The organism is Pelomonas sp. Root1237, assembly GCF_001425055.1.
Lineage (GTDB): Bacteria > Pseudomonadota > Gammaproteobacteria > Burkholderiales > Burkholderiaceae_C > Pelomonas.
Map to the genome: position 1 here is coordinate 87,315 of NZ_LMDK01000022.1, position 25,104 is coordinate 112,418.

Sequence of the window (25,104 nt, forward strand, 5' to 3'; positions counted from 1 at the left end):
CTGCAGTGTCGGTTCAGAAGTCGGCCCATTCACCATCGGCCGCCGCCGGGGGCTTGACGACGGCCGGGCCGGCGGCAGGCCTGGAGGGCACGCGCGGCTCGACGGGTGCCTGTCTGCGCACGACGGCCTTGACCGCCGGTCGCGTCGACGGCCGGCTCACGGGTGGCGAGGGCTTGCTTGGCCGGGGCGCCGGCACGGCCGCATGAGCCTCGTGCGCGAGCCGGAAGACCGCCACCGCTGCCACGAGCTGGCGGGCCTGCTCCTTGAGGCTCTCGGCGGCGGCGGCGCCTTGTTCGACGAGTGCGGCGTTCTGCTGCGTGGTCTGGTCCATCTGCATGACCGCTTCGCCGACCTGGGCCACGCCGCTGCTCTGCTCGCCGCTGGCGCTGCTGATCTCGCCCATCAGGTCTGTGACGCGGCGGATCGCGTCGACCACTTCGGTCATGGTCGAGCCGGCCTGGTCCACCAGCACCGTGCCGCGCTCGACACGCTCGACGCTGGCCATGATCAGCGACTTGATCTCCTTGGCCGCCTGGGCGCTGCGCTGGGCCAGCAGGCGCACCTCGCCGGCCACGACCGCGAAGCCGCGGCCCTGCTCGCCGGCTCGCGCGGCCTCCACCGCCGCATTCAGCGCAAGGATGTTGGTCTGGAAGGCGATGCCGTCGATGGTGCCGATGATGTCGGAGATGCGCTGCGAGCTCTGCTGGATGTCCCTCATCGTCGCCACCACTTCGTTGACGACGGCGCCACCCCGCACGGCCACCTCGCTGGCGCCTTGTGCCAGCTGGTTGGCCTGGCGGGCGTTGTCGGCGTTCTGCTGCACGGCCGAGCCCAGCTGCTCCATCGACGCCGCCGTCTGCTCCAGGGCGCTGGCCTGCTCTTCGGTGCGGCTGGACAGGTCCTGGTTGCCCTGCGCGATCTGGGCACTGGCGATGGCCACGCTGTCGGAGTTGGCGCGTACGGTGCTCACGATGAGGGCCAGCGCCTCCTGCATGCGCGCCACAGCAGCCACGGTACTCGTCGTGTCTCCTGACCGCACCGGTACCGGCTGGGCCAGGTCTCCATCGGCCACGCGCTGCACGGCCTCGCTGAGTTCGCCCGGCTCGGCACCAAGTGCGCGGCTCAGGCTGCGCGACAGTGCCCAGCCCACGAGACCACCCAGCAAGGCCATCGCGACCGCGCCGCCCAGCATCTCCATGCCGCTGCTGGCGGCGACTTGGCCGGCATCCTTGGCGAGCTGGTTGGCGACTTGGCTCTGCAACTCGATGGAATCGTCGACGGCCTTGAAGATCGTGCTCTGCCGGGCACGCACCTCGCCGGTCAGCATCGCCGCGCCCTCGGCTGTCTTGCCCTCGCTCGCCAGCGCCAACACCTGGTCCAGCCCGTGCCGGTAGGCGGGCGTGTTGTCGGTGATGAGCTTGAGCAGCGCCCGGCTCCTGGGCTGCGCGAGCGCCTTGTCCAGCATGGCGAGCGACTCGTCGGTGGCCGCACGCATCTCGCCGATGCGCTTCACCTCGGCAGCACGGACGGTCGCATCGGTCGTCAGCAGCACATTGCGCACCGCGCGAGCGCTCGTGTTGAGGTTGTCCTTGATGTCGGCGAACTTGTCCATCTTGGGCATGCGATCAAGGGCCAGCTCGTCGACCTTGGCGGCCAGCGAGCCCATCCGCAGCATGCCGAAGACGGCGATCACAAGGCCGAGCAGCACCGCCGAGCCGAAACCCAGGGCCAATCGGGTGGAAACCTTGAAAGCATTGAAGTTCATGGCTTGACCTCGTCGAAGGAGTCGAGCGGCTGGCGACATCGTCGACTCAGCCGGAAGTCGGTCGGCAGGACGCCGTTGTCCGCCTGCACCGCGCTGCGCCTTGGGCGGCGCTCGCTGAAGGGCGCCGCTGCTGGGCTGCCCTGCAGAGCCAGCATGACAGGGATCTTGAGGCGCTGCAAGCTGCACTCCGTGCCTCGGCCGTGCCTCCGGATAGGCACGGGATCTGCCTGCGGCCACACAGCGGCTAGCTAGCCCTGTGTCGACGACTGCTGCGCGCGGCCCGCCTCGGTCAGGGTCACCGTCCAGCGGCCCGCGTCGTCGCAATGCAGGCTGACCCAACCAGGCCCGGCGACGCCACCGAGCCGGGCGTCACTCAGGGCCGTGAACTCGCGCAGCAACTCGCTGACGCGGGCGTCCAGGCGCTTGGCCAGGCGCGTCAGCGGCACGGCCCGGGCGCCATCGCCCAGCTCATGCAGCAGGTCAGGCGGCGTGCGCACTCAGCACGACCGGGATGGACTTGGACGTCGGCGTGCGCGCGGTGACGGAGAAGCTCTGCAGCGGCACCAGCGGGTTGGTCTCGGGGTAGTAGCTGGCCAGGCAGCCGCGCGGGATGTCGTAGGCGACGAGCAGGAAACGCTCGGCGTGGCGCTGCTCGACGTCGCCGCCGGCCTCGTCGATGTAGAGGCTGGTGATGTCCACCCAGTCGCCGGCCTTGAGCCCCAGGTCCTTGAGGTCCTCGGCATGGATGAAGACGACGCGGCGGTGACCATAGACGCCGCGGTAGCGGTCATCGTGGCCGTAGATGGTGGTGTTGTACTGGTCGTGGGAGCGCAGCGTCGTCAGCGTGAAGACGCGAACGTCGCGCTGGCGCTCGGCAATGCGCTGCACAGCCAGGTCGGTCGGCATGGCATGCGTGCTGAACTCGGCCTTGCCGCTCGCCGTGGCCCAGACGCGTTCGCTGGCGGTGTTGCGCAGGCGAAAGCCGCCGGGCGCCTTGATCTTCTCGTTGAAGCCGGCGAAGTCGGGCAGCACGGCCTCGATCTTGTCGCGGATGGTGGCGTAGTTGCTGGCCAGGGCCAGCCAGGGCGTGCGGCTCTTCGTCAGCGTGGCAGCGGCCATGCGCGCGACCAGCATGGGCTCGGAGATCAGGTGCTCGGAAGCCGGCGCGTTCATGCCGGCCGACAGGTGCACCATGCTCATCGAGTCTTCCACCGTGACGCCTTGCGGCCCGCTGGCCTGCACGTCGATCTCGGTACGGCCCAGCACCGGCAGCACCAGGGCCTTGCGACCGTGCACGACATGGCTGCGGTTGAACTTGGTGGTGATGTGCACGGTCAGCTCGCACTGGCGCAGCGCGCGCCAGGTGGCGGCCGTGTCGGGCGTGGCGGCGGCGAAGTTGCCGCCCATGGCGATGAAGACCTTGCCCTGGCCGTCCAGCATGGCCTGGATGGCGCCCACGGTGTCGTAGCCATGCTCGCGCGGCGGCTCGAAGCCGAACACCTGGCCCAGCTTGTCCAGGAAGGCCGGCGCGGGCTTCTCGTAGATGCCCATGGTGCGGTCGCCCTGCACATTGCTGTGGCCGCGCACCGGGCAGGCGCCCGCGCCGGGGCGGCCCAGGTTGCCACGCAGCAGCAGCAGGTTGACGATCATCTGGATGGTCTTGACCGAGTGCCGGTGCTGGGTGATGCCCATGCCCCAGCAGGCGATGACGCGCTCGCTCGTCGCGTAGATGTCGGCGGCCTGCACGATCTGCTCGCGTGTCAGGCCCGAGGCCGCGACCAGCGGCTCCCAGGGCTGCTCGCGCAGCTCGGCAATGAAGCTCTCAAAGCCTTGGGTGTGCTCGGCGATGAAGGCGACGTCCAGCACGCGCGGCTTACCGGCCGCCAGCGCGGCATCGTCCAGTTCGACGACGCGCTTGCACATGCCCTTGAGCAGCGCGAAGTCGCCGCCGACCTGGAGCTGGAAGTAGTGGCTGCTGATCGGCGAGTCGCCCAGCGTCGCCATCTCGATGGCGTTCTGCGGGTCGGCGAAACGCTCCAGGCCGCGCTCGCGCAGCGGGTTGAAGCTGACGATGCGCGCGCCGCGCTTGCGCGCCGCGCGCAGCTCGCCCAGCATGCGCGGGTGGTTGGTGCCCGGGTTCTGGCCGAACACGAAGATGGCATCGGCCTGCTCGAAGTCGTGCAGCGTGACCGTGCCCTTGCCGACGCCGATGGTCGGCCGCATGCCGGAGCCGCTGGGCTCGTGGCACATGTTGGAGCAGTCGGGGAAATTGTTGGTGCCGTACTCGCGCACGAACAGCTGGTAGAGGAAGGCGGCCTCGTTGCTGGTGCGGCCCGACGTGTAGAAGATGGCTTCGTTGGGATCAGGCAGCGCCTGCAGCTCGCGGGCGATCAGCGCGAAGGCCGCGTCCCAGCTGGTCCGCTGGTAGCGGTCGGTCTGGGCGTCGTAGACCATGGGCTCGGTCAGGCGGCCGGTGGCTTCCAGGTCGTAGTCCGACGCCTCGGCCCATTCCTTCAGCGTCTTGGCGCCAATGACCTCCGGTGTCGCCCGACGCGCAGTGGCTTCGGCGGCGACGGCCTTGGCGCCGTTCTCGCAGAACTCGAAGGTGGAGCGGTGGTCACGGTCGGGCCAGGCGCAGCCGGGGCAGTCGAAGCCGTCGGTCTGGTTGGCATGCAGCAGCGTCTTGGCGCCCTTCACGGCCACGCCCTGCTCGTTCAGGTGCTTGGCCACGCTCTTCAGCGCGCCCCAACCGCCGGCGGGGCCGTCGTACAGCTCGATCTTTTGTTCACTCATGTCAGTGGTGCCCGGCCGCCCGAAGCCGCTGACGCCCCCCCTCGGGAGGCAGTGAGCAGCGCGAACGTGGGGGCTGTAAGGTCATATACCAAGAAAAAGGCCCCGCGCCTTGCACAGGCAGCGGGGCTTGTCAGCCTAGCAGGACCGGATCAGTTGAAGAACTTGCCCACGTTGATGAGGGTCTTGTACACGCCCCAGGCCAGTGGGATGCCCACCGCGGCCCAGGCCAGCGCCACCACCGCGGGCGAAGTCGCGGCACTGGCGCCCGACCCCGAACCCACCTCGGCGGCCGCAGCGCGCTCGTGCGCCAGGCGCTTTTCCTCGGCCAGCTCGGCCTCGGTCATGAAGTGCTTGTCGGCCACCGGACGGATCATCAGGTTGGCGATCAGGCCGACGACCAGCATGCCCACGAGGATGTACATGGTCTGGTTGTAGACCTGCTCGCGCGGCAGGCCCAGCTCCAGCTGGTAGTCGCGCATGTAGTTCACGACGACGGGGCCCAGGATGCCGGCCGTGGCCCAGGCCGTCAGCAGGCGGCCGTGGATGGCACCCACCATCTGCGTGCCGAACAGGTCGGCGAGGAAGGCCGGCACGGTCGCAAAACCGCCGCCGTACATGCTCAGGATGACGCAGATCGCGCCGACGAAGGCGAGCTTGGAGCCGGCAGCCGCGCTGCTGGGGATGCTGGCGTACATCAACCCGCCAAGCAGGAAGAAGACGACATAGGTGACCTTGCGGCCGAGCTTGTCCGACAGGCTGGCCCAGAAGAAGCGTCCACCGATGTTGAACAGGCTCAGCAGCGCCGTGAAGCCGGCAGCCACGGCGGCGATCTTGGCCAGTTGCGCCTTGTCCAGTTCACCGAACTTGGCCGTCAGGCCGATCAGCGAACCGCCGAAGACTTCCTGCAGCATGGGGCTGGCCATGCCGATGACGCCGATGCCGGCCGACACGTTCATGCACAGCACGATCCAGACCAGCCAGAACTGCGGAATGCCCCAGACCTTTTTCACGTGCACGTGGCGCTGCGTGATCATGGCGTTGCTGCCCTGGGCAACCGGTGCGGTCCAACCGGCCGGCTTCCAGCCCGTGGGCGGCACGCGATAGCCGAATGCGCCGCCGATCATGAAGACGAAGTAGACGAGGGCCATGACGATGAAGGTCTGCGTCACGCCGACGTCGGTGGCCGTGGCGAAGGTCTTCATCAGTTCGGCCGCCAGTGGCGAGCCGATCATGGCGCCGCCGCCAAAGCCCATGATGGCCATGCCGGTGGCCATGCCGCGCTTGTCCGGGAACCACTTGATCAGCGTACTGACCGGGCTGATATAGCCCAGGCCCAGGCCGATGCCACCGATGACGCCGCTGCCCAGGATCATCAGCCAGAACTGGTGCAGATGAATGCCCAGCGCCGAGATCAACATGCCGCCGCACCAGCACAGGGCCGACACGACACCGGCCTTGCGCGGGCCGGCGCGTTCGAGCCAGCCACCCCAGATCGCCGCGGAGCAACCCAGGAAGACGAAGAACAGCGTGTACATCCAGCCCAGCGTCGAGACCTTCCAGTCGCAACCGCTGACGAAGAGTTCCTGGAAGAAGCCCACGTCGGCGCCGCACTTGATCGCCTCCTTGATGCCCAGGGCCTTGGACAGCGGCAGCCAGAACACCGAGAAGCCATAGGCCATGCCGATGCACAGATGGATGGCGAGGGCCGCCGGCGGCACCAGCCAGCGGTTGAAGCCGACGCCGGCAATGGTTCTTTCCTTGTCGAGCCAGCCCGCACTCCGACCCGGACCGGGTACGGCATCCAATCCCACTGAAGACATGGTGTTCCCTTCGACGTTGATGTGAATCTCGTGCGCAACCACCATCAGCCCGCCCGAGGCGGCGCAGGATACGGGTTGCTTTGTGACGAGTCCGCCGTTGAAGTGGCGATCTAGGGAAAAACCTAGCGCGTCGTGCGGAAAATCCGGGCAGATGGCACGGTTGGATGGGCGGCTATCCTGCTGCGCCATGCGACGCGTATTGATCATTGACGACCACCCCGGCGTGGGCCAGGCGCTGGAACTGCTGCTGTCCCTGCACGACATCGAGGCCAGCATGGCCACCAGCCCCGAGGAGGGCCTGACCCTGCTGGACAAGCGCGCCTTCGGCCTCGTCATCCAGGACATGAACTTCACGGCCGACACGACCTCGGGTGAGGAAGGCGAGCAGCTCTTTCGTGCCATCCGCGCGCGCCGCCCCGACCTCCCCGTCATCCTGCTGACGGCCTGGACACGGCTGGACGCGGCCGTGGCCCTCGTCAAGGCCGGCGCGGCCGACTACCTCGCCAAACCCTGGGACGACGCCAAGCTGATCGCGACCGTCGAGAACCTGCTGGAGCTGGGCGAGGCCAACCGCGAAATCGCACAGCTGCGCGAGGCGCGGGCCGCCAGGCGCGCAGCGCTGGCACGGCGCTACGACCTCGCCGGCCTCGTGTTCGGCTCCGATGCGATGGCCAATTTGCTCGAACTGGCCGGCCAGATTGCCGCGGCACCGGTGCCGGTACTGATCACCGGACCGAACGGCGCCGGCAAGGAACGCATTGCGGCCTTCGTGCATGCCAATTCGAGTGCGCACGGCGGCCCTTTCGTCGCACTGAATTGCGGCGCCCTGCCGGCCGACCTCATCGAGGCCGAGCTGTTCGGCAGCGACAGCGGCGCCTACACCGGTGCGGCCAAGGCGCGCGTGGGCCGCTTCGAGGCGGCCGATGGCGGCACCCTTTTCCTGGACGAGATCGGCAACCTGCCGCTGGCCGGCCAGGTCAAGCTGCTGCGCGTGCTGGAGACGGGCCAGTTCGAGCGCCTGGGCTCGAGCAAGACGCGCCAGGTGCGGGTGCGCGTGCTGAGCGCGACGAATGCCGACCTGCGCGCCATGGTCAAGACCGGCGCCTTCCGGGAGGACCTGTTCTACCGCCTCAACCTCATCGAGCTGAGGCTGCCGCCCCTGGCCGAGCGCCGCGACGATGTGCTGCCGCTGGCTGAACACTTCCTGGCCGGCCGGGCGCGTTTGAGCGAGGCCGCGCGCGAGGCCCTGCTCGCCCACCGTTGGCCAGGCAATGTGCGCGAACTGAAGAACGCCGTCGAACGCGCGGCCCTGCTGTGCCAGGGCGGTGAGATCACGCCGGCCCTGCTGGGGCTGGAGGAAGCCAATGGCAATGGCGGGGGCGCCTGGCGCAACCTCGACGAGCCCAGCCGCGAGGTCGTCGTCGCGGCGCTGAACGCGGCCGGCGGCGTGGTCAGCCGCGCGGCCAGCCAGTTGGGTCTGTCCCGCCAGGCGCTGTACCGGCGGCTGGAGCGTTATGGGATAGACCTTTGATGCCGCTGTCGCTGCGCGCACGCGCACTGCTGGCACTCGGCGCGGCGGCGGTCGTGCCGCCCCTGGTCATCCTCGGCGTGCGGCGAGCGGGCCTGGATGCAGGCATCGCGCTGGCCGTGGCGGTGATCGTCATGCTGCCGCTGATCGGCTGGTTGGCGGCGTTCTGGCTGGCGCCGCTGCTGCGGCTCACGCGCGCGCTCGAAGGCGCCGTGTTGAGTTATCGCGACGGCGACTTCAGCCTCAACTTGGCGCCAGACGGCCCACGTGAGCTGATCGAGCTGACGCAACTGCACGCCGAACTCGGCCTGGCCCTGCGCGAGCAGCGCCAGCACCTGGCCCAGCGCGAGCTGCTGCTGGACACCGTCGTGCAGAACACGCCCGTCGCGCTGGTGCTGACGGCGCCGAGCGAGCGCATCGCCATTGCCAACCTGGCCGCACGCCAGTTGCTGGGCGACGGCCGCAGCCTGACCGGGCTGGACTTCCCCACCGTCATCGCCCACCTGCCGGAGGCGCTGCGCGAAGCCCTCGCCGGCGACGCCGACCGGCTTTTCGCGGTGACGCTGCCCGATGGATCGGAGGAAACCTTCCACCACAGCACGCGCACATTCAGGCTGCAGGGCCAGCCGCATCGGCTGCGGCTCCTGCGACGCATGACGCGGGAGCTGTCGCGGGCCGAAGTCGCGACGTGGAAGCGCGTCATCCGCGTGTTGAGCCACGAGCTGAACAACTCGCTGGCGCCGATCTCGTCGCTGGCCCACAGCGGCGCGGAGCTGGCGCGGCGCGGCAACACCGAGCGCCTGCTGCAGGTGCTGGCCAGCATCGGCGAGCGCGCGGCACATCTGCATGTCTTCCTGAGCGGCTACGCGGCCTTCGCCAAGCTGCCGGCACCGCGCCGCGCCGCGGTGGACTGGTCGGCCTTTATCGCCCGGCTGGCGACGCTGGGCGAATTCCGCGTCGAGGGCGCGCCGCCCGATCAGCCCGGCTGGTTCGATGCGGCCCAGATCGAACAAGCCCTGCTCAACCTGATCAAGAACGCCCATGAGTCGGGCAGCGACCCCGACGAGATCCTGCTGCGCCTGGCCAGCCAGGGCGATGAGCTGCGCATCGAAGTGCTGGACCGCGGCCCCGGCATGAGCGAGGCGGTGCTGGCCCAAGCCTTGCTGCCCTTCTACTCCACCAAGCGCTCCGAACCCGGCTCCCAGGGCGGCACCGGCCTGGGGCTGGCGCTGGCAAGGGAGATCGCCGAAGCCCACGACGGCCATATCGCGTTGGCCAACCGGGACGGTGGCGGGCTGCGGGTGACGATCCGGCTGCCAGGGCGTGCCGTCCTGTCGAATGGGGATGCCAAGACAAGCAATTAGTGACAGAGTGCACAACTTGTTTCAGCGGGCCACCGCCGGCTCGCTGCCTTGGGAGCCGTGCCATGTCTCTTCGTGCCTTGACCCTGCTGGGTCTCGCTTCCCTCGCCTGCACCGCCCAGGCGCAGTCGCAATACCGCCTGTTTGCCGAGTCGTATGCCGGCTACTACAACAGCATCCAGACGACCAGCCCCGTCTTCGGCCTGGACGCCAACGGCAACCCAAATACCGTCTACGGCAGCGTGTATTACGGCTCCGACTACCGCAGCGGCGCCGCCTACGATCAAGCCACGCCACTGCCCAATGTGACGGCCGGTGGTGTCTGGGCAGGTGACGCCAGCCAAGGCATGACGCCCGTCACCGCCAATGCCTACGGCATGACGGACTGGGGCAGCAACCACGCCAGCGCCTCGCTGGCCGGCTTCACGCCGGTGAGCCAGAGCTACGACGGCCAGTTCGTCGTCGGCGCGACCAGTTGGCCCATGCACGTGGAGAGCAACAACCTGACCTATGCGGTCGGGCGCTCGGCCTGGGAAGAGCTCTACCAGATCGGCGGCGGCACCGGCACGGGCACCTTCACCGGCACCATCCACATCGACGGCAGTCTCGCCGGCATCACGACGGGCAATGGCGGCGCGTCCATCGACTGGTCGCTGCGCTCCTTCTCCAACCAGGTCGTCGCGTCGGTCTACGCCTACTACGACGCGGGCTCGGACCACTGGAACAAAAGCGTCTACAGCGACGGCCTGTGGACCTACACGGACGGCAACGGCACGCTGACGATCAACGAGGATGTCATCGGCAGCTACAGCTTCACCTATGGCACGGCGCTATACCTGAAGTCCGAGCTGAGCACGAGCATCAGCGGCAACGGTGCCGCGGACTTCTCCAACACCGTGCAGTTCACGGGCATGCAGTTGCCGCAGGGCTCGACGGTCTATGTGATGTCTGGCGCCGCTGCGGCGGACTACGGCATCAGCTTCGCCGGCAATGGCAGCGGCACGATCTGCCAGAACCTCGCCTGTGCGACCGGCGGCGGCTTGCCGATTCCCGAACCCGAGACCTATGCGCTGCTGCTGTCGGGCCTGAGCGTCATCGCCTGGGTGGCGCGTCGCCGTCGCTGAACTGAAGCCCCTCGCCCGCGGGTACGCGGTCGGTCCCCCGAGGGGACGGCGATGCTTGCCGGATCGACCGGCAAGCACATCGCCAACGGCGGGCCGGCTAGGGAGCGGCCCGGCGCTCGGCCTGCAAGCTTCATAGGTCAGATCAGCAGGGCCGCCAGGCTGCTGAAGCTGAAAAAGGCCAGGCCGGTCGACGCCAGGATGATGCGCGCGATGCGGCCGTTGTCTGCGCCGTAGCGCTCGGCCAGCAGCGACACATTGCTGGCGCTGGGCAGCGCGGCCGCCAGCGTCAGCGCAACCAGCTGCGGCCAGGCCAGCGGCGCCCCCAGCCAGCGCGCCGCGGCACCCAAGGCGAAGACCAGCGCCGGATGCAGCAACAGCTTGATGGCAGCCACCGGCAGGTAGAGCGCCGCCGGCGTCACACGGCCGGCCTTGCGGTTGGCACGGCCCGAGCGGCTGAGCACCGCGCCAATGGAGAACAGCGCCACCGGCGAGGCCGCATCCCCCAGCATGGCAATGACCTTGGCCAGCGGCCCAGGCAACACCAGGCCGCTGACGCCCAAAGCCGCACCCAGGGCAATGGACCAGGGCAGCGGATTGGAAGCGGCCGCCTTCAGCGCCTGCACGAACGCCGCCCGGCCGGCATGCCCGCTGGCGCCAGCCTGGGCCAGGGCGATGCACAGCGAGCTCGTCACGAAGAGGTCGGCCAGGATGGTGCTGACGACAGCCCCGCCAGCGGCATTGCCCAGCAACGCGACGATCAGCGGCACGCCCATGAAGCCGGTGTTGGGGAAGGCCGCCACCAGGGCGCCAAAGGCCGCGTCCTTCATGCCCACTCGCTCGGACAGCGTCGTTGCCACCGTGAAGAAGACGATCAGCAGCGCCGAGCTGAGATAGACGCCGAGCAGGGCCGGGTTCAGCAGCTCCAGCAGCGGCGTGTCGCGGCCGAAGCGGAACAGCAGGCAGGGCAGCGCAAAGAAAAGCACGAACCCATTCAGGCCGGGAATGGCGCTGTCCGGCAGCAGGCCGCGCTCGGCGGCCAGCCAGCCGCACAGCACCAGCGCGAAGAACGGAAAGGTCGTGGCGAGAACGGCAAGCATTGTCCGGGGGCGAGTATCCAGGGCCGTGAGCGAATGCGCGGACCGGCCCGCTTTGTAACAAAGGGGGATGGCAGCCCCCTGGGGTCACCCCTAATATGCCGCGCCATGCGCATGCCCAATCTCTCCCTGCCACCGCCAGCCGCCGCCGCGCCCCTGGACGAAGGGCAGGCGCTGGGCGTGTGGCGGCTGGAGAAACCGCTGGCCGACGGCGAGCAGGCCCATGCCGGCCAGTGGTACAGCGCCCACCATGCAATGGCCACGGAGCAGAAGGCGGCCGTCCTCGTGCTGGACCGCAGCGACCAGGGCGCCGGCGTCATGCTGCGCTACGCCGACCAGGCCGGTGACCTCGCCAAGCTGCAGCACCTCCACATCGCCGTGCCCAGCGACAGCGGCGTGACACCCGATGCCCACCCCTATCTGATCGTCGAAGGGGAGCATGGCGAGCCGGTGCTGCCGCAGTTGCACCAGTTGGGGCTTCGCCAGCGCGTCGAGTTGCTGGTGCAGCTCTGCGAAGCCCTGCGCTCGGCCCACCAGCAGGGCTGGCTGCTGGCCGAGATCGACCCCGCCATGATCTGGCTCGGCCCCGAAGGCGGCGTGCGCCTCATGGGCCTGGGCCTGACCAAGATTCCCGACCCGACCGACCCTTTCGACCGCGGCCTGAGCCTCGGCGCTTCGCCGGCCTTCGTGGCGCCCGAGCGCCGCAACGGCGAACCACCCACTCTCGCCAGCGAGATCTATGGCCTGGGCGCCCTGGCCCGCGTCTTCATCTGCGGCTGGGAGGACACCCCCCGGGGCTTGGCGCCGCTGCGTGGCAGCGTGGCCGAGGCCTGGCCGCTGATGAAGTCGGCGCAGCAGATCAAGCTCGATGCCCTGCTGCGCGGCACCATGGCCGAATCGCCCGAGCTGCGCACGCGCGGCGCCGAGGGCCTCGCCGACGAACTGCGCGAGTGGCTGGGCCTCGCCCCCCCACGCAGCGCCGGCAGCGCTGCCGAACCCGGCCCCGCCGTCGAAGCCAAGGCTCGAGCCGCCTGGTGGAAGCGCTGGCTGTGGCTCGGCGCCGCGGCCGGTGTGGGCCTGCTCGCCATGGCGGCCCACGTTTCGGAGCCGTCTGCCCCCACGGCCGGCACCCGCGGTCTGCCCCAGGGTTGAGCTTTCCGGACGTTGGCTAGGGATGTCGCCGCAGCGGCCCCTCGGCCAACATGCGCGCCCTACCAATGCTGGAGCACCGCCATGGCCCGTTCTCTCCTTGCGCCTTTCGTCGCCGTCGCGCTGTCGCTGGCCACCTCGGCTGCGATGGCCGCCAGTTTCAACACCGATGCCGAAGGCTGGACCACCAGCAACGGTGGCGCCCAGGTCTGGATGGCCAGCGGCGGCAACGGCGGTGGCTGGCTCCAGGTCACCGACATCACGGACGACGACTTCCTGCTGAACGCGCCCACTGCCTGGTTGGGCAACTGGTCGGCCTTTGCCGGCGGCACGCTGTCCTTCGACGCCAGGAACATCAACGGCGATGCGCCGGACTGGGCGCCTTTCGGTGAAGTGACCATCATCGGGGCCGGCGGCGGCGTGGTGTTCGACATGGTGGCCGCGAACAACCCGCCGGCCGATGGTCAGTGGCATCACTACAGTTTCGTGCTGCCGTCCTGGCAGGTGCTGGCCAACGTGACCAGCCTGACGATCAAGGGCGAATTCCATGCTGGCGTCACCGAAGTGGTCGGCATCGACAACATCCAGGTCACGGCCGTGCCCGAGCCCACCCACGCGGCACTGCTGCTGGGCGGCCTGGGGCTGCTGGCGGCGCTACGGCGCAGGCGCTGAACCCGTTCAGCCGGCCCGGGTTGCCCGCGATGCACGGCCTTCGGGGCTCGGCAACAATGCGCGCTTCTCCGGAGGTTTCATGGCCCGCCCGCTGCTTGCGCCGTCATACGCGACCCGTTTTGTCCCGATCCCTGCCGGCTTGAACCGGCGGGCGTGCTGATGGCCGCGGTCGGCGCCTCCCCCGCCCCCTCGGGCCTGCTCGGCCTTGGCGAACTGCAGCTCAAGCTGCCCGCCACCAAGACCCAGTGGCTGGCCCTCGCGGCCGGCGTCGGCTTCGGCCTCGTGGGCGCCGAGCTGGCCTGGCACCACCCGCTGTCGGGGCCGCTCGCACTGGCTGCCTGGGGCGCCGCTGTGCTGCTGGCGGCGCTGTTCTGGGTCAAGACGCCCGTTCTTGTGCTCGCGCCGCTGCCCCTGATCGGCCTGGCGCCCTGGACCGGCTGGATCAGCTTCGAGGAGATGGACCTGCTCGTCACCGCCTGCGGCTGCGGCGGTTATCTGGCCTATGCGCTGCAGCTGAACGCGCGCGACCGCGCGCCGGCCTGGCGCCACGGCCTCGTCTATTCGCCGGTCGTCGTCGTGCTGATGATGGCCCTGGCGCTGTCCGCGGCCTGGAGCATCAGGCGCGGTTTCGCCGACGCCGGTGGCTTCACCTTCGGCTGGTTCCATGGCTATCACGAGGCGATGAACTCGGTGCGCAACGCCAAGGCCATCTTCCTGGCGCTGGCCCTGCTGCCGCTGTGGACGGCCGCAGCCACCGCGCGTCCAAGAGGTTTCTCGCGCGGCCTGCTGCTCGGCCTGGTGCTGGCCCTGGCCGGCGCCAGTGCCGCCGCGCTGTGGGAGCGCCTGGCCTACCCCGGCGTGCTGGACTTCTCGACCGACTACCGCACCACGGCCCTTTTCTGGGAGATGCATGTCGGCGGCGCGGCCCTGGACGGCTTCCTGGTGCTGACCCTGCCCTTCGCCCTGCTGGCCCTGCTGCGCACGCGCTCGCCCTGGCGCTTTGCCATCGGTCTTGTCATCGCGCTGCTGGCGGCCTATGCCTGCCTCACCACTTTCTCGCGCGGCGTCTACCTGGCGTTGCCGCTGGCTCTCATCCCCATGGTCATGCTGGCCGACGCCCAGCGCCGCCGCGCCGCAGCCTCGGGCCCGGAAAGCAGCCAGATCGACAGCACGCTGGGCGCTGTCGACGAGCCGCTGCCGCGCCTGGCCAAGGTCGGGGCGCTTGCCATGGCCGGCGCCTTCGCGCTGGCGGCCGCTCTGATATTCGGCAGCGGTGGCTACCGCGGCCTGCTGGCCCTGTTCTTTGTCATGGTCATCCTGCTGGCCATGCCGGCCAGCCTGTGGCTGCCCACCTTGAGCCAGCGGCTGACGGCGCTGATCATGGGCGGCCTGCTGGCCCTGTTGCTCGGTGGCGCGAGCTGGGCCTTGTCCATGGCCGTGCCGAAGGCGGCCTATGTGCTCAACGTCGTCGCGCTGCTGTGCTGCGCCGCGCTGCGCTGGCGCGACCAGCCGGGGCAGGCACGGCCCCTGTATGTGCTGCTGGTCGCGACGGCCTGGTTCTGGCTGCTGGCCACCATGGTCATCGTGGCCGACTACTGGAGCGGCACCACGGGCCGCTGGACGGCGCTGGCAGCAGGCCTGGCTCTGGCCGGCGTGTGGGCGGCCATGCTGGTGGAGCCGCGCCTGTGGCCCTTGCAGGGCAAGGACAGCCACGGCGCCGCGGGCTGGCGCAAGCGCGCCCTGCTGGTTGCCGGCCTGCTGATGGTGATGGCCATCGTCGCGGCCCTGGGCGGCGGCGCCTATCTGCGTGACCGGGTGGCCACCTGGAAGGAGGACGGCCAGACCCGCCTGACGCATTGGCGCGAGGGCCTGCACCTGCTGCACGGCGGCCGCCAGTGGCTGCTGGGCAAGGGCGCGGGGCGCTTTGTGCCGAGCAATTTCTACGAGGGCCCGGTCAGCAGCCAGGTGGGCGACTACCGGCTGCGCCACGACCCGACCGAGTCCTATCTGGCGCTGGCCGCCGGCAAGCATGCGCTGGGCCGCGGCGAACAGTTCCGCGTCAGCCAGCGCATCACCGCACCGGCGGCCGGGCCTGTTGCCATCACCCTGGTGCACCGCACGGCGGCCGACGCGAATCTGGTGCTGCAGATCTGCGAGAAGAACCTCATCTACCCGGACAACTGCCACAGCGTCGAGCCGATGCTCAAGCCGCTGCGGGCCGAGGCGCCGGCGGAAGGCGGCGCCGAAGCCACGGCGCCTGCCGCGGCAACAGCCGGCATGGGTGCCTGGCAGACCAGCGAATTCAAGCTCGGGCCGGTGCCAGCGCTGGGCGGCGACTGGTGGGCCCCGCGCTTCGTGACCTTCTCCATGGCGCTGGACACGCGCGCGGCGCGCGTCGACATCGCTCGCATCGCGATGCAGGACGCCCAGGGGCGCCAGCTGCTGGTCAATGGCGATTTCAACCGCGAGATGGCACGTTGGTTCTTCTCCAGCGACCGCCACCACCTGCCCTGGCATATCAAGAACGCGGCCCTGCACGTGCTGTTCGAGCAGGGCCTGGTGGGCCTGGCCCTGCTGGGTGGGGCCTACCTGCTGGTGCTGGTGCGCCTGAGCTTCGGCCGTGGTCGCGACCATCCGCTGGCGCCGGCCATCGTCGCCGCGCTGATCGGCTTAGGTACCGTGGGCGCTTTCGACAGCTTGCTGGACGCCCCCCGCGTCGGCTTCGTTTTCTTCACGCTGCTGCTACTGGGGCTGGGGCTGCGGGCCTTGCCAGGGGAAGGGGTAGCGCGAGTGGCATGATGTGCGCCCCTCGTCCAAGGTGTACCTTGGCCGGTCCCCCTACGGGACGGCGATGCTTGCGGCGTTGAACCGCAAGCACATCGCCAGCGCGGGCCGGCTTGGGAGCGGCCCGTCGCTCGGCCCGCAAGCAGAGCCGCCACCAAAGACATGTCATCCCCGCCCGCCGCTGGCCTCAATCCGGCCCAGCTCGAAGCCGTCTACCACCTGAGCGGTCCCTGCCTCGTTATCGCTGGCGCGGGCTCGGGCAAGACGCGCGTCATCACGACCAAGATCGCGCAGCTGCTGGTGTCGGGCTACCGGCCCAGCCAGATCGCCGCCATCACCTTCACGAACAAGGCTGCGCAGGAAATGCGCGAGCGGGCCAAGGCACTCGTCGGCAACAAGGCGGCCAAGGACCTGGCGATCTCGACCTTCCACTCACTGGGCGTGCGCCTGCTGCGCGAGGAGGGCTCGCGGGTCGGGCTGAAAGAGCAGTTCTCCATCCTCGACAGCGACGATGTGCTCAACGTGCTGAAGGACGCCGGCGGCACGACGGATGTGAACCAGGCGCGGCGCTGGCAGTGGACCATCTCGCTGTGGAAGAACCAGGGGCTGGACGCGGCCCAGGCAGCGCAGGTGGCCAAGGACGAGGATGAACGCTCGGCCGCCGCCGTCATGGTGCGCTACCAGGAGCGCTTGGTCGCCTACCAGGCGGTGGACTTCGACGACCTCATCACGCTGCCGCTGAAGCTGCTGACGACGCACGCCGAAGCGCGCGCGAAATGGCAGGACAAGCTGCGCTATGTGCTGGTGGACGAATACCAGGACACCAACGCCGTGCAGTACGAGCTGCTGAAGGCGCTGGTGGGCGAGCGCGGCATGTTCACGGCCGTGGGTGACGACGACCAGTCCATCTACGGCTGGCGCGGCGCCACCATCGAGAACCTGAAGCGCCTGCCGACCGACTACCCCAAGCTGAAGGTCATCCCGCTGGAGCAGAACTACCGCTCCACCGGCAGCATCCTGCGCGCGGCCAACAACGTCATCGCCGGCAACCCCAAGATCTTCGAGAAGAAGCTGTGGAGCGAGTTCGGCGACGGCGAGCCCATCGCGCTGCTGGAGGCTGACGGCGAGGAGCACGAGGCCGAGCGCGCCGTGGCGCGCATCCAGCAGCTGCGTGCCGATGGCAAGGGACCTCAATACCGCGACTTTGCGATCCTGTACCGCGCCAACCACCAGGCACGCATCTTCGAGCAGGCCCTGCGCCGCGCCCAGATCCCCTACAAGGTCTCGGGCGGCCAGAGCTTCTTCGACAAGGCCGAGATCAAGGACCTGTGTGCCTGGCTGCGCCTGCTGGTGAACCAGGACGACGACCCGGCCTTCCTGCGCGCCGTGACGACGCCCAAGCGCGGCATTGGCCACCAGACCCTGGGCGCCTTGGGCACCTTCTCGGCGCAGTGGAAGTGCAGCATGTTCGAGGCCCTCTTCTCCGAGAGCCTGGCCACTTCGCTGACCAAGCGCGCCCTGGACGGCCTGCACGAGTTCGGCCGCACCGTGAACGAGCTGCAATACAAGGCCAAACATACCGAAGGCCACACCGCGGCGCACGCCATGCTGACCGAGTGGCTCAAGGACATTGCCTACGAGGCCCACCTGCTCGACAACGAGGAGAACGAGAAGGTCGCGCAGGCGCGCTGGGGCAATGTGCTGGACTTCGTCGACTGGGTCGCCAAGCGCTGCGGCGGCCAGCAGAGCGAGGAAGGCGGCGTCAGCTTCACCGAACCCAAGCAGAGCGTGCTGGACGTGGCGCAGACCATCAGCGTCATCCTGTCGCTGGCCGAGCGCGGCGACGACCAGGACCAGGTCACGCTGACCACGCTGCACGCCTCCAAGGGCCTGGAGTGGCCTCACGTCGTGCTCGCCGGCGTCAACGAGGGCCTGCTCCCCTTCAAGCGCGAGGAGACCGAGCTGACGGTCGAAGCGCTGCAGGAGGAGAGGCGGCTGATGTACGTGGGCATCACCCGTGCGCGCACGACGCTGGCCGTGTCGACGTTGCGCCGGCGCAAGAAAGGCCGCGACACCGTCGTGGGCATTCCCAGCCGCTTCCTGGCCGAGATGAAGCTGCACGAAGGCATCACCCGTGAAGATCCCCGGGAAAAGCTCAAGCGCATGCGCGAGGAACTGGCCGCCAAGGCAGCCGCCCGGGCGGCACCCCAATAGCCCCCGCCGTAGTGCCTTTCTGCGGGGCGAGCGCTGGGCCGCTCCCGAGCCGGCCCGCGCTGGCGATGTGCTTGCGGCTCGATGCCGCAAGCATCGCCGTCACCACGGGGGACCGGCCAAGGTACCCCTTGGACGAGGGGCTTCTCAATAGTCAAGACTGAAGCGCTCATTCGCGGGGGTACCCCCCGAGCGCGTGAAGTCTTCACAACCTCGCCACGGTAGGCTGCGAACAATGCGATCCAGCCCTTCTTTCCGGTGAGCCTGCACATGAAAGCCCTGGTCCTTGCTGCCGTCCTCGCTGCCCTGAGTTCCTCGACCCCGGCCGGCGCCACGCGCGAAGCGCGCCAACCCATCGTCGACACGACGACGGCCACTGTGATTGCCGATGCCGGCCGCCTCGGCTCGGCCAGCCTGACGTCGTTCAACGGCAACGCCCACTGGACGCCGGCCAACCGCCAGGCCGAAACCGAGTTCGACGCTCTGCCCGCCGAGGTCGACACGGGCTCGCTGCTGATCGTCCTTGGTGCTCTGGCCCTGGCAGTTGCGCGCCCCGTGAGCCGCGCCCTGCGTCGCCAGGAGCAACAGCGCCGTGCCGCGGCACTGGCCAGCACCCTCGCGCACACGCCGCGGTAAAACTGCCCCTCGCCCAGCCACGCCCTACTGAACGCAGGCGTGCCTGATCGGTCTTGCAGACCGCGCTGCGGCAGTGCCGCAGCTCTTCGGCAGGCACATCGCGCCCACCGGGCGCAATGTGTCCGGCCGAAGCCCCCGAGGGGACGGCGATGCTTGCGGCATCGAGCCGCAAGCACATCGCCCAAGCGGGCCGGCTCGGTGAACTGGAGTCGGACACAAGCAGTCCCTGCGGACTGCTTGTGCCTACGGAAGGCCATGGGCCTCTGGCCCATGGCAGGCTTCAGTGAATTGCTTCACAGGCGGCACACCGGCCTGAGGGGGGTGGTTTCGCGAGTGTGAACTCTGCACCCGGCACGGGGCAGAGCTGGCTAAAGAATCGCGGCCAGTCATCACACCGCCTGCCCCCGCCCATGAAACGCGCCCTGTCCCTGCTCGCTCTGATTGCCTTCGGCAGTTCCGCACTGGCCGCCCCCGCGCCGGTGAACCTGCTCGTCAACGGCAGCTTCGAGAGCACGGCCGTGGCCAACGGCAACTGGGTCAACGTGGTCACCACGCCGGGCTGGACCTGGCTCGGCGGGCCCGGCAGCGGTTTCGAAGTCCGCAACAACGTCGCCGGCACGGCCCAGGACGGCCGCAATTTCCTCGAGCTCGACACCAACGGCAACACGCTGATGGGTCAATACCTCGACAACCTCAGCGCTGGCGCACGCTATGAACTGAGCTTCTGGTATGCACCGCGCGAGCTCCAGGCCGCGTCGACCAACGGCATGCAGGCGTTCTGGAACGGCGTGCAGCTCGGCGCCACCCTGAGCGGCCTCGGCGGCAGCGGCAATCAATGGACCGAGGTCAAGTTCAGCCTGACGGCACAGGCCGGCCGCAACCTGCTGAGCTTCGCATCCGTGGGCACCAGCGACGGCCTGGGCGGTAACCTCGACAACGTCAACCTGAACCGCATCCCCGAGCCCGGCAGCCTGGCGCTGACTTTCGCCGCGCTGGCGGGCTGCCTGCTGCTGCCGCGTACGCTGCGCCGCCAGGCCGAGGCGCGCCGCGCCACGGCGCTGGCCGCCGCGCTGACGGCCCCCACGCCGCGCCCGCGCTGAGCCGCTGCCGTCAGGCGGGCTGCACGCCGGCTCGGCCGTCTTGCACGGCGAAACGTGCCACCGTCCGGATGGCGCTGTCAGGCTGCAGGGCATCGTCCAGCGACCGAACCGCCGCCCGCAGCCCCGCCTTGTCGACCACGAAGGCCATGTAGCCACGCTGGTCGCTGCGGCCGTAGTGCAGGTGCGGGTTGTGCGGCAACACCTCGTCCAACCGCTGCTGCTTGCCACCCCAACTGGTGATGGAACTGCCGCAGAACTCGCTGGCGACGACGGGCGAGTCGGGGTCGTCGAAGTCGGCCTTCAGGTCTGCCACGACGTGCGAATGCACGTCGCCGCCCAGCACGACGACGTTGGGCACCTGGCGTTCGCGCACGGTCGCCAGCAGCCGGTTGCGGGCCGGCGCGTAGCCATCCCAACCGTCGGTCCAGTAGGTGGGCTCAGTCGCGTTCCAGTTCATGCGCGCCATCAACGTCTGCTGTGCGACGAGATTCCAGCGGCCCGGCGTGGTGTCCCAGCCCTCGGCCAGCCAGCGTTCCTGGGCCGCGCCCAGCAGCGTGCGTTTCGGGTCCAGCAGCTCCGGGCACTCCCGCAGCGGCAGCGTGTTGCTGCCGTATCTGCCGGCCTTGGTGCACAGCTGCGGGTCGCGGTACTGGCGGTCGTCCAGCGCATGGATGACGGCCAGCCGCCCCCAGATGTGGCGGCCATGCATGCGCATCTCCACACCGCGCGGGCGCCAGGCCTTGGGCAGGGGCTGGTGCTCCCAGCAGGCCTGGTAGGCGGCGGCCCGGCGCGCCGGGAAGTCCTGCGCGATCTTCTCGCCGCGCAGCCCGGCGTAATCGTTCTCGACCTCGTGGTCGTCCCACACGTACAGCCAGGGCACGGCGGCATGCATGGCCTGCAGCGCGGGGTCGGACTTGTACTGCGCGTAGCGGCCGCGGTACTGGTCCAGCGTCACGGCAGCACCGCCTTCCACGGCCCGCACGCGGCCCGGTGCCGCGCCGTATTCATAGATGTAGTCGCCCAGGAACATGACCAGGTCCAGCTCCTCGGCCAGCATGTGGCGCCAGGCGGCGAAGAAGCCGTGGTCCCAGCGCTGGCAGCTGGCGATGGCAAAGCGCAGCGGCTCCAGCGCGTCCGCGGCCGGCGTGGTGCGCGTGCGGCCTGCCGGGCTGCGCTGGCCCAGGGCTTCGAAGCGGTACCAGTACCAGCGGCCGGGCTTGAGCCCTGCGGGCTCGGCGTGCACGCTGTGCGCCCAGGCGCCTTCAGCGATCTCGGTGCCCGAGGCGACGCGGCGCTGAAAGGCTTCATCCTCCGCAACCTCCCAGCGCACCTCGACGCGCGCCGGCAGGTCAGCGCCGGTCAGCCGGGTCCACAGCACCATGCCGTCAGGCGTCGGGTGACCGGATGCGATGCCCAGCGCGAAGCGCGGCGCCACGTCCGCTCGCGCATGGCGCAATAAGCCGGGCGCGAGGCCGGCGGCCAGGGACAGCTGCAGCAGGTGGCGGCGATGGGTGTCCATCGCCGCATTCTGGCTTGGTTAGATCGCCAAAGGATCCACGTCCACGGCCCAGCGCAGCACGGCCTTGTGCTCGCGCTTGAGCGCGATCAGCTCCGGCACCCAGCCGCGCAGGAAGGCCTGCAGCCGTGCGCGCTGCGTGGCCTCCACCAGCATCTGCATGCGCTCCACGTCGGCCACGCGCGCCACGGCATGCGGCACCGGCGGGTAGACCAGCACGCCCTCGTCATGCGCCAGCTCGGCCGCCGCCGCCAGGAAGGCCTTGGCCGCTTCCACCGTGCGCGCCTCGGCACGCAGCAGGGCCAGGTGGGCAAAGGGCGGCAGGCTGGCCGAACGACGCTCGGCGAGCTGGTCGGCAGCAAAGCGCACATAGTCATGGCGCGCCAGGGCCTGGTAGAGGGCATGGTCGCGGTGCCAGGTCTGCACCCACATCTCGGCTCTTGTCTCGCCCGAGGCATCGCGCCCTGCCCGGCCGCCGGCCTGCATCAACAAGGCAAACAGGCGCTCCGGCGCGCGAAAGTCGCTGCTGAACAGGGCGCCGTCGGGGTTCACCGCGGCCACAAAGCGGATGCGCCGGAAGTCGTGGCCCTTGGTGATCATCTGCGTGCCGACGAGGATGTCGACGTCGCCGTCATGCACGGCCTGCAGTTGCGCTTCCAACTCGCCCTTGCGGCGCGTCGAGTCGGCATCGATGCGCAGCACGCGCGCGCCGGGCAAGGCCTCGCCGAGTTGCTCCTCCAGCTTCTCAGTGCCGCGGCCGATGGGGGCGATGTCGTGGTTGCCGCAGTTCGGGCAGGCGCTTGGCACGCGCTCCGTGAAGCCGCAGTGGTGGCAGCGCAGCGTGCGGTCGCGCTTGTGGAAGACGCGCCAGGCGCTGCAGTGGGGGCAGTCGCTCTTCCACTGGCATTCGCCGCAATGCAGCACCGGTGCATAGCCGCGGCGGTTCAGGAAGACGAGGCTTTGCTCGCCGCGCTCCAGTCGTGCCTTCAGTTCGGCCAACAGCGGCGCGGTCAGCGCGGTCGTCACGCCAGCGGTGGGCGGCAAGGCCTTCATGTCGAAGAGCCTGACGCGGGGCAGCGCGCCGCCGCCGATGCGGGCGGCCAGCGTCAGGCGCTCATAACGGCCACTTTCGGCGTGCTGCCAGCTCTCCAGCGACGGCGTGGCCGAGCCGAGCACGACAGGCACCTTGAGGTCATGCGCGCGCCAGATGGCCAGGTCGCGCGCCGAGTAGCGGGCGCCGTCCTGCTGCTTGTAGGAGGGATCGTGTTCCTCGTCGACGACGATCAGCCCCAGCTCGGGCATCGACGCGAACACCGCCAGCCGCGTGCCCAGCACCAGCCGCGCGCGGCCGAGGTGGGCGGCCAGCCAGTTCTGCAGGCGCTGGGCCGGCGTCAGCGCGCTGTGCAGCGACACGATGGCCAGGGGCTGAGGCAGCAGCGCCGCGAAGCGTTCGGTAAAGCGGGCCTCCAGTTGCGGCGTCAGGTTGATCTCGGGCACCAGCACCAGCACCTGGCGGCCCGCCGCCAGCGCGGCTTCGGCGGCGCGCAGATAGACCTCGGTCTTGCCGCTGCCGGTCACGCCGAACAGCAGCAGCGGCTTGCGCTCGCCGCCGTCGATCTGGGCCGTGATGCGGGTGACGGCCTCGGCCTGCTCCGGCGCCAGCTCGGGCCGGACCGGTTCCGGCACGGCGACCGCCTTGGCGACCTTGCGGTCCAGCTTGCGCAAACGCGCAGCCAACTGATCAGGCGAAAGTTCACGCAACTGCGGCGGCAGCACCGCGCTGGCCAGTTCGCCTACGCTGCGCTGGTAATAGCCGGCGGCGAAATCCAGCAGCCGGCACCAGTCGGCGCCCAGCGGCGTCAACGCGTCAAAAACGGCGGCCACCGGCCGCAGGGTGACGTCTGGCGCCATGGTTTCGTCGCCCGGCCAGACGATGCCCAGCAGTTCACGCTTGCCCAGCGGCACCCGCACCAAAGTGCCTGATGCGAGCGCCTGCTCACTCGCGTAGTCAAGCGGGCCATTCAAGCCGCTGTGCTGAGGGGCGTCGACCGCCACGCGCACCGTTGCAGGGCCTTCAGCTTCAGCCATGCGCAGCTCCGCGCTTCTTGTGAAGCAGTGGCTCAGCAAGTGGCTGCAAGTACATGATTCTTAAAGGCTCTTGGGTTGCCCACAATTTCTGTGGATAAGTTTGTGAGCAAATCGCCCCGTGCGGGCCGATAGAGCGCCAGAGCGGGACGAACCGCCCCAAATCCGTTCATCGGCGCCATTTGAGTGCTGCCTTGAAAATCAAGCACTTAGCACGAATTCGGGAAAACTCTTAGGTGCGCCGCACCAACGACAGTCCGCCGCCCTCGCCTCCCGAATTTTGGGGATAAGTCATCGCGGAACTGCAGATTTGACGGCCCTGTCAGGCTGCAGTTCGCAGGCGGCGCGAATGCTGGTGAACCTCGTCCACCAAGGCTTCCACGCTCTCGGGCGGCGTGAACTGGCTGATGCCATGGCCAAGGTTGAAGACATGGCCGTGGCCGGCGGCGGGCTTGCCGAAACTGTCCAGCACGGCGCGGGCCTGAGCGCGTACGGTTTCGGGTGGCGCGAACAGCACATTGGGATCGAGGTTGCCCTGCAGCGCGACACGGTCGCCCACGCGGGCACGGGCGGCGCCGAGGTTCATCGTCCAGTCCAGGCCGACGACGTCGGCACCGGCGTTGGCAATCTCGTCCAGCCACAGGCCGCCGCCCTTGGTGAACAGCAGGCGAGGAATGCGCACGCCACCGTGCTCGGTTTTCACCTGGCTCAGCACCCGGCGCGAATAGGCCAGGCTGAACTGCTGGAATGCGCCGTCGGCCAGCACGCCGCCCCAGGAGTCGAACAGCATGACGGCCTGGGCGCCGGCTTCGATCTGGGCGTTCAGATAGGCGGCCACCGAGCGGGCGTTCACGTCCAGGATGCGGTGCATCAGGTCAGGGCGTGAGTACATCAGGCTCTTGACGAGGCGGTAGTCGTCGGAGCCCCCGCCTTCCACCATGTAGCAGGCCAGGGTCCAGGGGCTGCCGGAGAAGCCGATCAGCGGCACGCGGCCGTTCAAGGCCTTGCGGATGGACGTGACGGCGTCGAAGACATAGCGCAGCTTGTCCATGTCGGGCACTTCCAGCGCCGCAACCGCCGCCTCGTCGCGCACCTGCCTTGCGAATTTCGGGCCCTCGCCCTGCTGGAAGGACAGGCCCAGGCCCATCGCGTCGGGCACCGTCAGGATGTCGCTGAACAGGATGGCGGCGTCCAGCGGAAAACGCTCCAGCGGCTGCAACGTCACCTCGGTGGCGTAGTCGCGGTTGGTGGCCAGGCCCATAAAGCTGCCGGCCTTCTCGCGCGTGGCGCGGTACTCGGGCAGGTAGCGGCCGGCCTGGCGCATCAGCCAGATGGGGGTGTGCTCGGTGGGCTGACGCAGGCAGGCGCGCAGGAAGGTGTCGTTTTGCAGGGGGGCGAACATGGCCAAATTATCCCTGCTGCCTTTCGCCGGCCCTCGCAGCGCGTGGGAGCGCCGTTTGCCGGTG

At 69.2% G+C, this 25,104-nt stretch carries 18 protein-coding genes; 9 read left to right on the forward strand and 9 right to left on the reverse strand.

Annotation, left to right across the window (positions count from 1 at the left end; translation table 11 throughout):
- Positions 1 to 13: 13 nt before the first annotated feature.
- From ASC91_RS30850 to ASC91_RS28085, 5 genes are all read right to left on the reverse strand, one after another.
- Positions 14 to 1,765 carry a methyl-accepting chemotaxis protein gene (locus ASC91_RS30850; RefSeq protein ID WP_056205460.1) on the reverse strand — a complete coding sequence of 584 codons (1,752 nt, stop codon included), beginning with the start codon at positions 1,763 to 1,765 and terminating at the stop codon, positions 14 to 16.
- Complete coding sequence (locus tag ASC91_RS29770) at positions 1,762 to 1,944, reverse strand: hypothetical protein (protein WP_157282217.1); 183 nt, start codon at positions 1,942 to 1,944, stop codon at positions 1,762 to 1,764. The genes ASC91_RS30850 and ASC91_RS29770 overlap by 4 nt, the downstream gene beginning before the upstream one ends.
- Positions 1,945 to 2,013: 69 nt before the next feature.
- Positions 2,014 to 2,262: a hypothetical protein gene (locus tag ASC91_RS28075; protein WP_056205462.1), complete on the reverse strand. Its 249-nt coding sequence runs from the start codon at positions 2,260 to 2,262 to the stop codon at positions 2,014 to 2,016.
- Complete coding sequence (locus ASC91_RS28080; RefSeq protein ID WP_056205465.1) at positions 2,246 to 4,558, reverse strand: FdhF/YdeP family oxidoreductase; 2,313 nt, start codon at positions 4,556 to 4,558, stop codon at positions 2,246 to 2,248. Before ASC91_RS28080 ends, ASC91_RS28075 begins: the two co-directional genes overlap by 17 nt.
- A gap of 149 nt (positions 4,559 to 4,707) precedes the next feature.
- The gene (locus ASC91_RS28085) at positions 4,708 to 6,378 is read right to left on the reverse strand and encodes an OFA family MFS transporter (RefSeq protein WP_056205693.1); all 1,671 of its coding nucleotides are present in this window, start codon (positions 6,376 to 6,378) and stop codon (positions 4,708 to 4,710) included.
- A gap of 187 nt (positions 6,379 to 6,565) precedes the next feature.
- Here ASC91_RS28085 and ASC91_RS28090 point away from each other — a divergent pair, with 187 nt between their 5' ends.
- The 3 genes from ASC91_RS28090 to ASC91_RS28100 all read left to right on the forward strand — a co-directional run bounded on the left by ASC91_RS28090 (position 6,566) and on the right by ASC91_RS28100 (position 10,391).
- Complete coding sequence (locus ASC91_RS28090; RefSeq protein WP_056205468.1) at positions 6,566 to 7,909, forward strand: sigma-54 dependent transcriptional regulator; 1,344 nt, start codon at positions 6,566 to 6,568, stop codon at positions 7,907 to 7,909.
- Entirely contained in the window at positions 7,909 to 9,270 is a 1,362-nt protein-coding gene (locus ASC91_RS28095) for a PAS domain-containing sensor histidine kinase (RefSeq protein WP_056205469.1), read from the forward strand. The genes ASC91_RS28090 and ASC91_RS28095 overlap by 1 nt, the downstream gene beginning before the upstream one ends.
- 62 nt (positions 9,271 to 9,332) lie before the next feature.
- The gene (locus ASC91_RS28100; RefSeq protein WP_082533083.1) at positions 9,333 to 10,391 is read left to right on the forward strand and encodes a PEP-CTERM sorting domain-containing protein; all 1,059 of its coding nucleotides are present in this window, start codon (positions 9,333 to 9,335) and stop codon (positions 10,389 to 10,391) included.
- A 137-nt stretch (positions 10,392 to 10,528) separates the two neighbouring features.
- On the opposite strand, the gene ASC91_RS28105 is transcribed toward ASC91_RS28100, so the two are convergent.
- Entirely contained in the window at positions 10,529 to 11,488 is a 960-nt protein-coding gene (locus tag ASC91_RS28105) for an AEC family transporter (protein WP_056205471.1), read from the reverse strand.
- Positions 11,489 to 11,593: 105 nt separating this feature from the next.
- Here ASC91_RS28105 and ASC91_RS28110 point away from each other — a divergent pair, with 105 nt between their 5' ends.
- From ASC91_RS28110 to ASC91_RS28135, 6 genes are all read left to right on the forward strand, one after another.
- Positions 11,594 to 12,637, forward strand: a complete 1,044-nt coding sequence (locus ASC91_RS28110) for a hypothetical protein (protein ID WP_056205473.1) — start codon at positions 11,594 to 11,596, stop codon at positions 12,635 to 12,637.
- An 81-nt stretch (positions 12,638 to 12,718) separates the two neighbouring features.
- Positions 12,719 to 13,306 carry a PEP-CTERM sorting domain-containing protein gene (locus ASC91_RS28115; protein WP_056205475.1) on the forward strand — a complete coding sequence of 196 codons (588 nt, stop codon included), beginning with the start codon at positions 12,719 to 12,721 and terminating at the stop codon, positions 13,304 to 13,306.
- A gap of 159 nt (positions 13,307 to 13,465) precedes the next feature.
- Positions 13,466 to 16,105 carry a hypothetical protein gene (locus ASC91_RS28120; RefSeq protein WP_056205477.1) on the forward strand — a complete coding sequence of 880 codons (2,640 nt, stop codon included), beginning with the start codon at positions 13,466 to 13,468 and terminating at the stop codon, positions 16,103 to 16,105.
- A 147-nt stretch (positions 16,106 to 16,252) separates the two neighbouring features.
- A complete protein-coding gene (locus ASC91_RS28125; RefSeq protein ID WP_056205479.1) occupies positions 16,253 to 18,304 on the forward strand; it encodes an ATP-dependent helicase in 2,052 nt (683 codons plus the stop codon).
- 267 nt (positions 18,305 to 18,571) lie between these two features.
- Positions 18,572 to 18,937 carry a hypothetical protein gene (locus ASC91_RS28130; protein WP_056205481.1) on the forward strand — a complete coding sequence of 122 codons (366 nt, stop codon included), beginning with the start codon at positions 18,572 to 18,574 and terminating at the stop codon, positions 18,935 to 18,937.
- A 410-nt stretch (positions 18,938 to 19,347) separates the two neighbouring features.
- Positions 19,348 to 20,037 (forward strand): hypothetical protein, encoded by a 690-nt coding sequence (locus ASC91_RS28135; RefSeq protein ID WP_056205482.1) that lies wholly within the window; start codon positions 19,348 to 19,350, stop codon positions 20,035 to 20,037.
- 10 nt (positions 20,038 to 20,047) lie between these two features.
- Here the strand turns inward: ASC91_RS28135 and ASC91_RS28140 are convergent, their stop codons facing one another.
- From ASC91_RS28140 to hemE, 3 genes are all read right to left on the reverse strand, one after another.
- A complete protein-coding gene (locus ASC91_RS28140) occupies positions 20,048 to 21,556 on the reverse strand; it encodes an alkaline phosphatase (protein ID WP_056205484.1) in 1,509 nt (502 codons plus the stop codon).
- Positions 21,557 to 21,574: 18 nt separating this feature from the next.
- Positions 21,575 to 23,641 (reverse strand): primosomal protein N', encoded by a 2,067-nt coding sequence (locus ASC91_RS28145; protein ID WP_056205485.1) that lies wholly within the window; start codon positions 23,639 to 23,641, stop codon positions 21,575 to 21,577.
- 319 nt (positions 23,642 to 23,960) lie between these two features.
- Complete coding sequence (gene hemE / locus ASC91_RS28150) at positions 23,961 to 25,040, reverse strand: uroporphyrinogen decarboxylase (RefSeq protein ID WP_056205487.1); 1,080 nt, start codon at positions 25,038 to 25,040, stop codon at positions 23,961 to 23,963.
- Positions 25,041 to 25,104 lie beyond the last annotated feature (64 nt).